Raw genomic sequence first — 13,377 nt, forward strand, 5'->3', positions numbered from 1 at the left:
GCCATGCCACTGGGCACCCTGGATCGCACGCCACCCCCGTTTTTCCGCCAGGGCCCCTCGGCCCTGACCAAGCTGCTGCTGTGCGCGGCGCTGGCCATCTTCCTGATGGTGGCCGATGCCCGCTTCAAGCTCGCGACGCCGGCACGCGCCGCACTGGCCCTGGTGCTGCACCCGGTGCAGCGGGCGCTGCTGGCGCCGGTCGATGCCTGGGAGCAACTGGGGGACTATCTGCGCGGCACCGAGCGCGCGATGGCCGCCGAGGACCAGGCGCGGCGCCAGCTGGTGCAGCAGGCCGAGCGCCTGTCGCGCGCCGAGCAGCTGCAGGCCGAGAACCAGAGCCTGCGCGCGCTGCTGGCACTGCGCCCGGCGCTGCAGGTGCCGACCATCGCCGCCGAGGTCCTGTACGAGGCGAGCGATCCCTACTCGCGCAAGGTGGTGATCGACCGCGGCAGCCAGCAGGGCGTGCGCGCCGGCGCGCCGGTCATCAACGATGCCGGCGTGCTGGGCCAGGTGACGCGGGTCTATCTGCTGTCGGCCGAGGTCACGCTGCTCAATGACAAGGACGCCGCGATCCCCGTGCTCAACACCCGCAGCCAGCAGCGCGGCGCGGCCTTTGGCGGCACCGACGGCCTGGGCATGGAACTGCGCTTCATGGCCACCAACGCCGACATCAAGCAGGACGATCTGCTGACCACCTCCGGCCTGGACGGCGTCTATCCGCCCGGCCTGCCGGTGGCCCGCATCAGCGCGATCGAGCGGCGCGGCGACAGCAGCTTTGCCCGCGTCAGCCTGCGCCCGGTGGCCCAGCTCGACAACGTCCGCCATGTGCTGGTGCTGGGCGCGCTGGCCGAACTCGAGCACGCCCGCAACGAGGCCGTCGCGGCCTCGGCCGCCGCCGCATCGGCCCCGGCACGCGCCGGCAGCAAGGCCAGCGGAGGTCGACCATGATCATGCCGCGCGGCTCCGGCCAGCTGCTGCTGCCGGCCAACCCCCTCTTCATCGCGCTGAGCCTGCTGCTGGCCCTGGTGGTGGACATGGTGCCGGTCGGGCGCCAGAGCGCGATGCCCGATGTGCTGGCCCTGGTGCTGGTGTTCTGGAATGTGCACCAGCCGCGCCGGGTCGGGGTCGGCTGGGCCTTTGTGTTCGGTCTGCTGGTCGATGTCCAGCATGGCGCGCTGCTGGGTCAGCATGCGCTGTCCTATAGCGTGCTGAGCTTTGGCGCGATCGCGCTGCACCGGCGCCTGCTCTGGTTCAGCCTGCCGGTGCAGGCCCTGCACATCCTGCCGCTGTTCGTGCTGGCCCACGCGGTGTCGCTGGCGGTGCGGTTGATGGTCGGCGGCATGTGGCCGGGCTGGCCGCTGCTGCTGGCGCCGCTGTTCGAGGCCTTGCTGTGGCCCATCGCCACGGTGCTGCTGCTGGCGCCGCAACGCCGCGCCCCGGATCGAGACGCCAACCGGCCCCTGTGATGATGCTGCTGAAGAATTCCGAGCAGGAGCAGTCGCAGTTCCGGCTGCGCGTGCTGGCGGCGGTGGCCTTCGTGCTGTTCTGCTTCGGCCTGCTGGTGGCGCGCCTGGTCTGGCTGCAGGTGCTGCAGCATGACGAGCTGGCCGAGCAGGCCGAGAGCAACCGCACCGCCATCGTGCCCATCGTGCCCAACCGCGGCCTGATCAAGGACCGCAACGGCATCGTGCTGGCCAGCAACTACTCGGCCTACACGCTGGAGATCATGCCGTCCAAGGCCGGCGATCTGGACAAGACCATCGATGCCCTGTCCGAGGTGATCGAGATCCAGACGCGCGACCGCCGCCGCTTCAAGCGCTTGCTGGAGGAGAGCAAGCACTTCGACTCGCTGCCGATACGCACCAAGCTGACGGACGAGGAGGTGGCCCGCTTCACGGCCCAGCGCTTTCGCTTCCCGGGCGTCGAGATCAAGGCCCGGCTGTTCCGCAGCTATCCGATGGGCGAGGTCGGCAGCCATCTGATCGGCTATATCGGCCGCATCAACCAGGCCGAGAAAAAGGCCATGGACGACTGGGACGAGGAAGACATCGCCAACTACCGCGGCACCGAATACATCGGCAAGCTGGGCTTGGAGCAGGCCTACGAACGAGAGCTGCATGGCATCACCGGCTTCGAGCAGCTGGAGACCAGCGCCGGCGGCCGCGCGGTGCGGCGCCTGGCCCACAAGCCGCCGACGCCGGGCAACACGCTGATGCTGTCGATCGACATCCGGCTGCAAGCCCTGGTCGAGGAGCTCTACAAGGACCGGCGCGGCGCGCTGGTGGCGATCGATCCGCGCAATGGCGAGGTGCTGGCCTTCGTCTCCAAGCCGACCTTCGACCCGAATCTGTTCGTCGACGGCATCGATGCCGACAGCTGGCGCGAGCTCAACGACAACATCGACAAGCCGCTGTTGAACCGCGCGCTGCGGGGCACCTATCCGCCCGGCTCGACCTTCAAGCCGCTGATGGCGATGGCGGCGCTGACCAGCGGCAAGCGCGCGCCCGGCACCATCGTGATGGACAACCTGGTCTACAGCTTCGGCGGCCGCACCTTCGGCAGCCCGGAGGCGGACCGGCCCGGCCCCAAGGACATGCGGCTGGCCATCGTCGGCTCCAGCAATGTCTACTTCTACAGCCTGGCCAACGAGATGGGCGTGGATCTGATCCACGACGAGCTCGAACCCTTCGGCCTGGGGCGCAAGACCGAGATCGACCTGCAGGGCGAGGTGACGGGCGTGCTGCCTTCGCAGGCCTGGAAGAAGCGCTATTTCGCCCGCAGCCCGGCCAACCAGAAGTGGTTCCCCGGCGAGACCATCTCGCTGGGCATCGGCCAGGGCTACAACAGCTTCACGATGCTGCAACTGGCCACTGCCTATGCCACCGTGGCCACCAGCGGCCAGCGCTACAAGCCACGCCTGGTGCGCGAGATCGAGGACGTGGTCAAGCATGAGCAGCGCCGCGTCGCCAGCGACGCGCTGGAGCCGCTGCCGCTCAAGCCCGCCGATGCCGAGGTGATACGCAATGCGATGCATGGCGTGACGATGGAAGGCACCTCGCGCGCCGTCTTCATGGGTGCGCCCTATACCAGCGGCGGCAAGACCGGCACGGCCCAAGCCGTGGGCCTGCGCGCCGGCGAAAAATACAGCAGCATCAAGGCCGATGAGCGCAAGCGCGACCACTCGCTCTATGTCGCCTTCGCTCCGGTCGAGTCCCCGACCGTCGCACTGGCGCTGATCGTCGAGAACGCCGGCTGGGGGTCGACCGCCGCCGCGCCGATTGCGCGCCGAGTCTTCGACTTCCTGCTGCAAGGCGTCTACCCCAGCGAGGAAGATATTGCACTGACCCAGCAAGGCCTGACCAAGGCGCCGGTCGGCACGCCGCGCCCCATCGCTGCCGTGCCGCTGCCGGGTCAGGCGGCGGCGCCCGTGCCGGCGGCATCCGCCGCTGCTTCAGCCGCCACATCAGCCGCCTCGGGAGTCCGCCGATGAGCCATGTCTTCAACAAGCCCTCGCTGCTCAGCCGCCTGCGGCCCTGGGTCAGCGGCTTTGACGGACCGCTGCTGCTGATACTGGCCTGGCTCGCCGGCCTGGGCCTGATGTGCATGTACTCGGCCGGCTTCGACCATGGCACGCGCTTCGTCGACCATGCCCGCAATATGGCGCTGGCGGCGGCCATCATGTTCGTCGTCGCCCAGGTGCCGCCGCAGCGGCTGATGGCGCTGGCGATCCCGCTGTACACCGTGGGCATCGCGCTGCTGGTGGCAACGGCGCTGTTCGGCATCAGCAAGAAGGGTGCGACGCGCTGGCTCAATATCGGTATCGTGATCCAGCCCTCGGAGCTGCTGAAGATCGCCACACCGCTGATGCTGGCCTGGTGGTTCCAGCGGCGCGAGGGCCAGCTGCGCACGGCCGACTTCGTCATCGCGCTGCTGATGCTGGCCGTGCCGGTGGGCCTGGTGGCGCGCCAGCCCGATTTGGGCACCTCCATCCTGGTGTTCGCCGCGGGCTTTTATGTGCTGTTCTTCGCCGGCTTCAGCTGGCGCATCATCTTGCCGGCCGTCGCCGCCGGCGCGATCGCGATCACAGCCCTGGTGCTCAGCGAGGACCAGATCTGTCAGCCCGATGTCGAGTGGCCGGTGCTGCGCGAGTATCAGAAGCACCGGGTCTGCACCCTGCTCGATCCGCACAAGGACCCGCTCGGCAAGGGCTTTCACATCATCCAGGGCGAGATCGCGATCGGCTCGGGCGGACTGACCGGCAAGGGCTTCATGAAGGGCACGCAAACCCATCTGGAGTTCATCCCCGAGCGCACTACCGATTTCATCTTCGCCGCCTATGGCGAGGAGTTCGGCCTGGTCGGCGCTTTAGGCCTGCTGCTGGGATTTGCCGCGCTGATCGTGCGCGGGTTGATGATCGCGGCCGAGGCGGCCAACCCGTTCGGCCGCCTGCTGGCCGGCGCCATCACGTTGAGCTTCTTCACCTATGTGTTCGTCAATATGGGCATGGTCAGCGGCATCCTGCCGGTGGTCGGCGTGCCGCTGCCCTTCATCAGTTATGGCGGCACGGCGATGGTGATGCTGGGCCTGAGCCTGGGCATCCTGATGTCGATCGCGAAGAGCCGGCGCTTCATGTCGCGCTGAGCGCTTCGCGGCCCGGATGGGCCGCGAAGCGCACGGTGAAGCGTGCGCCAGGCCCTTGGCCGTCCTCCTGCGCCTGGCCGGATCGCAGCTCGCGGGTTTCGTCCAGCGTGATCTCGGCCTCATGCTGCTGGACGATCTCACGCACGATGGCCAGGCCCAGCCCCGAGCCGTCGACATTGGTGCCCAGGGCCCGGTAGAAGGGCTGGAACACCTGCTCGCGCTCCGACTCCGGAATGCCCGGCCCCGAGTCCTCGACCTGCAGCACCGTGACCTGGCCGAACGGGTCTTCGACGACGCGCACCGTCACCGTGCCATGCGGCGGCGTGTAGAGCAGGGCGTTGTCGACCAGATTGCGGATCAGCTCGCGGATCAGCAGCGGATGGCCGTTGATGCGCAGCGCGCTGTGCTCATCGTCCGGCCCCTCGAAGCCGAGGTCGATGCGCTTGTCCATCGCGCGCGGCACGAAGTCGCGCACCGTCTCCATCGCCAGCTCGGACAGATTGACCTCGCTGCGCCGCGCCGCATGCTCCTTGTCCTCGGCGCGGGCCATCGCGAGCAGCTGGTTGACCATATGGGCGGCGCGCTGGCTGGACAGGGCGATCTGCTGCAGCGAGCGGCGCAGCTCGGCCGGCTCGCTGCGACCCTCGTCGATCTCGCGCTGCGCGAACTCAGCCTGGGTGCGCAGGCCGGCCAGCGGTGTCTTCAGCTGATGGGCGGCATCGGCCAGGAAGTGCTTCTGCGCGCTGATCGACTGGTCGAGCCGGCCCAGCAAATCATTGATCGCGCGCACCAGCGGCGCGACCTCGTCGGGGATGCGGCGTTCGTCGATCGGGCTCAGGTCCGAACTCTCGCGCGAGCGGATACGGCGCTGCAGATCGTTCAGCGGTGCGATGCCGCGCGCCAGCGCCAGCCACACCAGCAGCACCGCCAGCGGCAGTATCACGAACTGCGGCAGTATCACGCCCTTGATGATCTCGTTGGTCAGGCGCGCCCGCTTGCCCAGGGTCTCGGCCACCTGGACCAGCATGGTCTGGGTCGAGCCGGCCTGGCCCTCGGGCGCCACCCATAGATAGGCGACCCGCACCGTGTCGCTGCCGACCTCGTCATCGCGAAAATGCAGCTCCCAAGGCACGATGGGATCGTCGGCGGCCGGCACCGGCAGCTGGCGGTCGCCGCTGAGGAACTCGCCGCGCAGACCCAGCACCTGGTAGTAGACCGTGTCGGCCTCGTCGGCCCGCAGCAGCGCGGCAGCCTCCGGCGACAGCGCGTAGCGGGAGCGCGCGCTGCTGCCGGCGCGCGGCGTCTCCGAGGCCGCCTGCAGGCCCAGATTGCGCGCCATCTCGCCGAGCTCGCGGTCGTAAGGCCGGTTGGCAATGCCCTGCGCCACCAGCCAGGTCAGCGCCACGCTGATGGGCCAGATCACCAGCAGCGGGGCGAGCATCCAATCGAGGATCTCGCCGAACAGCGAGCGTTGTTCGGTGTCTCCGGCCATTCAGCGGTGCAGGCTCAGCCTGGAATTTTTTCGAGACAGTAGCCCAGGCCGCGCACCGTGGCGATGCGTATCGGCCCCTGCTCGATCTTCTTGCGCAGCCGGTGGATATAGACCTCGATCGCGTTATTGCTGACCTCCTCGCCCCATTCGCACAGGCGCTCGACCAACTGATCCTTGCTGACAAGGCGGCCGGCGCGCTGCAGCAGCACCTCCAGCAGGCTCAGCTCGCGCGCCGACAGCTCGATCATCTGCTCATTGATATAGGCAACCCGGCCGGTCGCGTCGAAGCTCAGCGGCCCATGCTTGATGATGCTGGAGGCGGTGCCCAGGCCGCGCCGTGTCAGTGCCCGCACCCGAGCCTCCAGCTCCTGCAGCGAGAAGGGCTTGGCCATGTAATCGTCGGCGCCCAGATCCAGGCCCTTGACGCGCTGCTCGACACTGTCGGCCGCCGTCAGTATCAGCACCGGCATCGATGCGCCGCGCCCGCGCAGCTTGCGCAGCACCTCCAGCCCATGCAGCTTGGGCAGGCCCAGATCCAGAATCACCAGATCGAACTCGTGCGAGGCCAGCGCCGCATCGGCCTCGGTGCCCGAGCCGACCTGGTCCACCGCATAGCCGGAGGCGCGCAAGGAGCGCAGCAAACCATCGGCCAGCACTTGGTCGTCTTCCGCAATCAGGATGCGCATGCTTTGTCCCCAGTCTTTACGAGCATTCTAGGGACGCCCGGCCTGCTGACATTGCATGTCAGCAGCCAGCCCCTAAACTACTGTACGAATATACAGATTGCGCCATAATGCGCGCAGCCTCAACAGGAGAAAAACATGGACGCCCCCGTCAAAGCCATCAACACCGAAAAAGCCAAGGCCCTGCAAGCCGCCCTGTCCCAGATCGAGAAGCAGTTCGGCAAGGGCTCCATCATGCGCCTGGGCGAGGGCGAGGTGATCGAGGACATCCAGGTGGTGTCGACCGGCTCGCTGGGCCTGGACATCGCGCTGGGCGTCGGTGGCCTGCCGCGCGGCCGGGTGGTCGAGATCTATGGCCCGGAATCCTCGGGCAAAACGACGCTGACCCTTCAGGTGATCGCCGAGATGCAAAAGCTCAGCGGCGTCTGCGCCTTCATCGACGCCGAGCACGCGCTGGACATCCAGTACGCACAGAAGCTGGGCGTCAATCTGCAGGAACTGCTGATCAGCCAGCCGGACACCGGTGAGCAGGCGCTGGAAATCGTCGATGCGCTGGTGCGCTCCGGTTCGGTGGACCTGATCGTGGTCGACTCGGTCGCCGCGCTGACGCCCAAGGCCGAGCTGGAGGGCGAGATGGGCGATTCGCTGCCCGGCCTGCAAGCCCGGCTAATGAGTCAGGCGCTGCGCAAGCTGACCGCGACGATCAAGAAGACCAACTGCATGGTCATCTTCATCAACCAGATCCGCATGAAGATCGGCGTGATGTTCGGCAGCCCCGAGACCACCACCGGCGGCAATGCCCTGAAGTTCTATGCCTCGGTGCGCCTGGACATCCGCCGCATCGGCTCGATCAAGAAGGGCGAGGAAGTGATCGGCTCCGAAACCAAGGTCAAGGTTGTCAAGAACAAGGTGGCACCGCCGTTCAAGACTGCCGAGTTCGACATTCTCTATGGCGAGGGCATCAGCCGCGAGGGCGAGATCATCGACATGGGCGTGGTCGCCAAGGTGGTCGACAAGGCCGGCGCCTGGTATGCCTACAACGGCGAGAAGATCGGCCAGGGCAAGGACAATGCGCGCGAGTTCCTGCGCGAGAACCCCGATATCGGCCGCGAGATCGAGAACAAGGTGCGCGAATCGCTGGGCGTGCCGCTGCTGACGGTGGACGGGCCGGCTGACAAGGCTTGATGCTTCTTCGTCGGGCTGTGCCGAGTTGGGCACCTGACGCCGGCTTGCCATGAAGCCCCTGTCCCTGAAGATGCGGGCCATCACGTTGCTGGCGCAGCGTGAGCACAGCCGCAGCGAGTTGCGCCGCAAGCTGCTGCGCATCGCGCGGGCGCAGCGCGACGCGGCCGGCGCCGAGGCTGTAGAAGCGGCAGAGATCGAGACCGAGGTCGACGAATTGCTGGTCTGGCTTCAGGCCCAGGGCTATCTCAGCGAGGAACGTTTCGTCGAGTCGCGCATCCATGCCCGCGCCCAGCGCTACGGCCATCTGCGCATCCAGCAGGAGTTGGCCCAGCACGGGCTGAGCCTGAGCGCCGACAGCCAGGCATGGCTGAAGGACAGTGAATTCGAGCGCGCGCAGGCGATCTGGCAGCGCAAGTTCGGCAGCCCGGCCGAGGACGCCAACGGCCGGGCCAAGCAGACTCGTTTTCTGCTGGCGCGGGGCTTTTCAGCCGACGTCGTGCGCCGGGTTTTGCGTGCGTCACAGACCGGCTGACAGCTTCGCGACAGGCTTGCGGCGGCGCAGCATGCTACATTGCCGGACTGTGCAAAGCCTGCTCGCAGCCACAATAAGGGCCTGCGGGCCTGTTTTTGTGCGTCCGTGTTTGTCCAGCGCCCCATGTCCTTGCTCAACCCCTCCACTGCGCGCCGTCTGCTGCACCGTCGAGCTCTCGATGTGCAGGTCTATGCGCGCGACGACGGGCTCTACGAGGTCGAGGCCACGCTGAGCGACACCAAGACACGCGATGTCCCGATGGCCGGCGGCACCCGCCATGCCGGCGAGCCCATCCATGACATGCTTCTGCAGCTGGTCGTCGACACCGAGTTGACGATCCACGAGGCCGGCTCGCAGACGCGCTGGATGCCCTATCCCGGCGCCTGCGACCAGCATGACGATGCCTATGCGCGCCTGGTCGGCCTGAATCTGTTGAAAGGATTCCGGCTCGGCGTCAAGGAACGCCTGGCCGGCACCCGGGGCTGCACCCATCTGACCGAGCTGTGCCAGATCCTGCCAACTGCGGTGATCCAGGCCTTTGCCGGCCTCGTGATCGACACCCGCGAAGGCGATGGCTCGGGCCAGCCGCCCTTCCAGCTCGACAAATGCCATGCCTTGCGCCGCGACGGCGCGGTCGTGCGCACCCATTACCCTCGCTGGTATCGCGACGGCCAGGCAGCCTCTGCTGCCGGCGCCGCCACGCTGCCTGCGGCTTCCTCATCCTGACTTTTCCAAGAAGCGAGACCCCTATGAAGATTCACGAGTACCAGGGCAAGGAAATCCTGCGCCAGTTCGGTGTGCCGGTGCCGCGTGGCATCCCGGCCTTCACGGTGCAAGAAGCGGTGGAAGCCGCACAGAAGCTGGGCGGCCCGGTCTGGGTCGTGAAGGCGCAGATCCACGCCGGTGGCCGTGGCAAGGGTGGCGGCGTCAAGCTAGGCCGCTCGCTGGACGATGTGAAGAGCCTGGCCGAGCAGATTCTCGGCATGCAGCTGATCACACACCAGACCGGTCCGGAAGGCCAGAAAGTCCGCCGCCTCTATATTGAAGACGGCGCCGACATCAAGAATGAGCTGTATGTCTCGCTGGTCACCGACCGCGGCACGCAGAAGGTCGCCTTCATCGCCTCCAGCGAGGGTGGCATGGACATCGAGGAAGTGGCTCACTCCACGCCCGAGAAGATCATCACCGAGATGATCGACCCGCTGACCGGCCTGACCGAAGCCCAGTCGCGCAAGATCGCCGCAGCCATTGGCCTGACCGGCGCTTCGGTGGACCAGGCCGTCGACCTGTTCGCCAAGCTCTACAAGTGCTATATGGACACCGACGCGTCGCTGGTGGAGATCAACCCGCTGAACTGCGACTCCAAGGGCAATCTGATCGCGCTGGACGCCAAGTTCAACTTCGACGCCAACGCGCTGTTCCGCCACCCCGAGATCGTCGCCTACCGCGATCTGGATGAAGAGGACCCGGCCGAAGTCGAAGCCTCGAAGTTCGACCTGGCTTACATCTCGCTGGACGGCAATATCGGCTGCCTGGTGAACGGCGCTGGCCTGGCCATGGCCACGATGGACACCATCAAGCTGTTCGGCGGCGAGCCGGCCAACTTCCTGGACGTCGGCGGTGGCGCCACGGCCGAGAAGGTCACCGAAGCCTTCAAGATCATGCTGAAGAACCCCGAGGTGAAGGGCATCCTCGTGAACATCTTCGGCGGCATCATGAAGTGCGACACCATCGCCGAAGGCGTGATCACCGCCTGCAAGGCCGTGAATCTGTCCGTGCCGCTAGTTGTGCGCATGAAGGGCACCAATGAAGAGCTGGGCAAGAAGATGCTGGCCGAATCCGGCCTGCCCATCATCGCCGCCGATTCGATGGCCGAAGCCGCGACGAAGATCGTCGCCGCCGTCGCTTAAAGCCCTTTAGGAAAGAAATCATGTCGATCTACATCAACAAAGACACCAAGGTCATCACCCAGGGCATCACGGGCAAGACCGGTCAGTTCCACACCCTGGGCTGCCAGGCCTATGCCAACGGCAAGAACGCCTTCGTCGCCGGTGTGAATCCGAAGAAGGCCGGCGAGAAGTTCTCCGACATCCCAATCTACGCCACCGTCAAGGAAGCCGCCGGCCAGACCGGCGCCACCGTGTCGGTGATCTATGTGCCGCCCGCCGGCGCCGCCGCCGCGATCTGGGAAGCCGTCGAAGCCGACCTGGACCTGGCGATCTGCATCACCGAAGGCATCCCCGTCAAGGACATGCTGGAAGTGCGCAACAAGATGAAGGCCAAGGAAGCCGCCGGTGGCAAGCGCACCCTGCTGCTGGGCCCCAACTGCCCCGGCCTGATCACGCCCGAAGAAATCAAGATCGGCATCATGCCCGGCCATATCCACCGCAAGGGCCGCATCGGCGTCGTGTCCCGTTCGGGCACGCTGACCTATGAAGCCGTGGCGCAACTGACCGAGATCGGCCTGGGCCAATCGTCGGCCGTCGGCATTGGTGGCGACCCGATCAATGGCCTGAAGCACATCGATGTGATGAAGGCCTTCAACGACGATCCGGACACCGACGCCGTCATCATGATCGGTGAGATCGGCGGCCCGGACGAGGCTGAAGCCGCCCGCTGGTGCAAGCTGAACATGAAGAAGCCGGTGGTCGGCTTCATCGCCGGCGTCACCGCTCCTCCGGGCAAGCGCATGGGCCACGCCGGCGCGCTGATCTCCGGCGGTGCCGACACGGCCGATGCCAAGCTCGCCATCATGGAAGAGTCGGGCTTCACCATCACGCGCAACCCGTCGGAAATGGCCAAGCTGCTCAAGGCACTGCTGTAAAGACGACGCCACGGCCGCCCTCGCAAATGCGTAATTTCACGCATCGAGCCAGGGGGGCGTGGCATCGCACAATTAAGCAGCAGCCCGAGCGGCCGGACTGAGAAAAAGGGGCGACAGCCCCTTTTTCGTTTTCCGGCAGCGATCCGGCCGGCCTCGTTATAGTCGTTCACTGTTTCTGTGCCGGCCGCAGAACACCCAACAAAGCAAATACCCATGGACATGCTCTCCAGTCCCGAGTTCTGGCTCGCCGTCGGCCAGATCATCATGATCGACATCCTGCTGGGCGGCGACAACGCGGTGGTGATCGCGCTGGCCTGCCGCAAGCTGCCCGACGCGCAGCGTCGCAAAGGCATTCTGTGGGGCACGGCCGGCGCCATCGTGCTGCGCGTCGTGCTGATCTTCTTCGCGCTGACGCTGCTGAAGCTGCCTTTCCTGAAGCTGGTCGGCGGCATCCTGCTGCTGTGGATCGGCATGAAGCTGCTGATGCCCGAGCATGATGATGAGCATGCCAATATCCAGGCCAGCGACAAGCTGTGGGCGGCGGTCAAGACCGTCATCGTGGCCGACTTCGTGATGAGCCTGGACAATGTGATCGCGATCGCCGGTGCCGCCGAAGGCGCGGGTGGCGACCACCAGATGCCGCTGGTGATCTTCGGCCTGCTGGTCTCCATCCCCATCATCGTCTGGGGCAGCCAGCTGGTGATCAAGCTGATGGACCGCTTCCCGATGGTCATCACCTTGGGTGCGATGCTGCTGGGCTGGATTGCCGGCACGATGATGGTGGGCGACCCGGCGCTGGCCAGCTGGGTGCCGACCCAGGCCGGCGACAAGCCCGGCTCGACCGAGGTGCTGCCGGCGCTGTACTACGGCTGCGGCGTGGCCGGTGCGCTGCTGGTCTTGCTGTTCGGCAAGGCCATGGCCATGCGCAGCAAGGCCGCCTGAGGCACAGGCACGATGGCAGCGCCCGGCTTCTGGAAACGTGTGCTGGGCCGCAAGGCCAAGCCGGGCAGCCCGGGTGACAGCGTCAGCGGGCCCAGCACGCTGCCCAGCACCCAGCCCCAGCATTTCCAGACCGACAGCGGCGCCAGCCTCGACAGCTATGAGATCGGCCCCGAGCTGGGCCGCGGTGCGATGGCCGTCGTGCATCTGGCCACCGAGCGGGCCAGCGGCCGCCAGGTGGCCATCAAGCGGCTGGCGCTGCAGCGGGAGTTCGCGGCCGAGGACCTGATCGATGTGCGCCAGCGCTTCATGCGCGAGGCCCGCGCGGCTGGCCATCTGGCCCACCCTGACATCCTGCAGGTGCTCGACGCCGGCCCGACCGGCCAGGACGCCTGGATTGCGATGGAGTATGTGCAGGGCCAGGATCTGAGCCATTTCACCCGTGCGGGTGCGCTGCTGCCGGTGCGCGAGGTGCTGGCGCTGGCCATACGGCTGGCCCGCGCGCTGGCCTTCGCACACAGCCAGGGCGTGGTGCACCGCGACATCAAGCCCTCCAATGTGATGCTGGACCGCAGCAGCGGCACGCTGAAGATCATGGATTTCGGCATTGCCCGCATTGCCGACGGCAGCCGCACCCGCACCGGCCTGGTGCTGGGCACCCCCTCCTTCATGTCGCCCGAGCAGCTCGCCGGGCTGCAGGTCGACGGGCGCAGCGACCTCTATTCGCTGGGCGCGCTGCTCTACCAGCTGCTGACCGGCCAGCTGCCGCATCAGTCGGACTCGATGGCCCAGCTGATGTACCAGATCGCCAACCAGGCGCCGCCGGATGTGCGCCACCACCGGCCCGAGCTGCCAGAAGCGCTGGCGCTGGTGCTGGCGCTGGCGCTGGAGAAGCGCCCCGAGCTGCGTTACCGTAGCGGCGAGCTGTTCGCCCAGGACCTGGAGACGGTGCTGGCCCAGCTGCCGGCGGCCGATCTGGCAGGCCCGCCGGGCCGCGAGGATTTCACGGCCGCCGACCCGTTCGCGCAAACATTGCGTCTGAACCCCCAGGAACCGGGGCAAAATCCCTGACCCAAGCGAC

The 13,377-nt window shown here is 66.8% G+C and carries 13 protein-coding genes; 11 read left to right on the forward strand and 2 right to left on the reverse strand.

Annotation, left to right across the window (positions count from 1 at the left end):
* Positions 1 to 3: 3 nt before the first annotated feature.
* Genes mreC through rodA form a run of 4 tightly spaced genes read left to right on the forward strand, consistent with a single transcriptional unit; the run spans position 4 to position 4,641 of the window.
* Positions 4 to 948, forward strand: a complete 945-nt coding sequence (gene mreC / locus O5M90_RS14985; protein ID WP_137945427.1) for a rod shape-determining protein MreC — start codon at positions 4 to 6, stop codon at positions 946 to 948.
* A complete protein-coding gene (gene mreD / locus O5M90_RS14990; protein ID WP_137945428.1) occupies positions 945 to 1,466 on the forward strand; it encodes a rod shape-determining protein MreD in 522 nt (173 codons plus the stop codon). Before mreC ends, mreD begins: the two co-directional genes overlap by 4 nt.
* A complete protein-coding gene (gene mrdA / locus O5M90_RS14995; RefSeq protein ID WP_137945429.1) occupies positions 1,466 to 3,490 on the forward strand; it encodes a penicillin-binding protein 2 in 2,025 nt (674 codons plus the stop codon). The genes mreD and mrdA overlap by 1 nt, the downstream gene beginning before the upstream one ends.
* Entirely contained in the window at positions 3,487 to 4,641 is a 1,155-nt protein-coding gene (rodA, locus tag O5M90_RS15000; RefSeq protein WP_137945430.1) for a rod shape-determining protein RodA, read from the forward strand. Before mrdA ends, rodA begins: the two co-directional genes overlap by 4 nt.
* On the opposite strand, the gene O5M90_RS15005 is transcribed toward rodA, so the two are convergent.
* Positions 4,628 to 6,133: a sensor histidine kinase gene (locus O5M90_RS15005; protein WP_269839378.1), complete on the reverse strand. Its 1,506-nt coding sequence runs from the start codon at positions 6,131 to 6,133 to the stop codon at positions 4,628 to 4,630. The two genes, rodA and O5M90_RS15005, sit on opposite strands and share 14 nt — an antisense overlap.
* Before the next feature lie 14 nt (positions 6,134 to 6,147).
* Complete coding sequence (locus O5M90_RS15010) at positions 6,148 to 6,819, reverse strand: response regulator (RefSeq protein ID WP_137945432.1); 672 nt, start codon at positions 6,817 to 6,819, stop codon at positions 6,148 to 6,150.
* A gap of 135 nt (positions 6,820 to 6,954) precedes the next feature.
* On the opposite strand from O5M90_RS15010, the gene recA reads away from it, so the two are divergent.
* The 7 genes from recA to O5M90_RS15045 all read left to right on the forward strand — a co-directional run bounded on the left by recA (position 6,955) and on the right by O5M90_RS15045 (position 13,367).
* The gene (gene recA / locus O5M90_RS15015) at positions 6,955 to 8,001 is read left to right on the forward strand and encodes a recombinase RecA (protein WP_137945433.1); all 1,047 of its coding nucleotides are present in this window, start codon (positions 6,955 to 6,957) and stop codon (positions 7,999 to 8,001) included.
* A gap of 49 nt (positions 8,002 to 8,050) precedes the next feature.
* The gene (recX, locus tag O5M90_RS15020; RefSeq protein ID WP_269839379.1) at positions 8,051 to 8,533 is read left to right on the forward strand and encodes a recombination regulator RecX; all 483 of its coding nucleotides are present in this window, start codon (positions 8,051 to 8,053) and stop codon (positions 8,531 to 8,533) included.
* Between the two features lie 123 nt (positions 8,534 to 8,656).
* A complete protein-coding gene (locus O5M90_RS15025) occupies positions 8,657 to 9,259 on the forward strand; it encodes a DUF2889 domain-containing protein (RefSeq protein WP_137945435.1) in 603 nt (200 codons plus the stop codon).
* Between the two features lie 23 nt (positions 9,260 to 9,282).
* A complete protein-coding gene (gene sucC / locus O5M90_RS15030) occupies positions 9,283 to 10,443 on the forward strand; it encodes an ADP-forming succinate--CoA ligase subunit beta (RefSeq protein ID WP_269839380.1) in 1,161 nt (386 codons plus the stop codon).
* A 20-nt stretch (positions 10,444 to 10,463) separates the two neighbouring features.
* Positions 10,464 to 11,357: a succinate--CoA ligase subunit alpha gene (sucD, locus tag O5M90_RS15035; protein WP_137945437.1), complete on the forward strand. Its 894-nt coding sequence runs from the start codon at positions 10,464 to 10,466 to the stop codon at positions 11,355 to 11,357.
* Positions 11,358 to 11,570: 213 nt separating this feature from the next.
* Positions 11,571 to 12,299, forward strand: coding sequence for a TerC family protein (locus O5M90_RS15040; RefSeq protein ID WP_137945438.1), 729 nt, complete (start codon positions 11,571 to 11,573; stop codon positions 12,297 to 12,299).
* 12 nt (positions 12,300 to 12,311) lie between these two features.
* On the forward strand, positions 12,312 to 13,367 hold the full coding sequence (locus O5M90_RS15045) for a serine/threonine-protein kinase (protein ID WP_269839381.1): 1,056 nt from the start codon (positions 12,312 to 12,314) through the stop codon (positions 13,365 to 13,367).
* The last annotated feature ends 10 nt before the right edge of the window (positions 13,368 to 13,377 follow it).

The organism is Paucibacter sp. M5-1, assembly GCF_027498415.2.
Taxonomy (GTDB): domain Bacteria; phylum Pseudomonadota; class Gammaproteobacteria; order Burkholderiales; family Burkholderiaceae_C; genus Roseateles_E.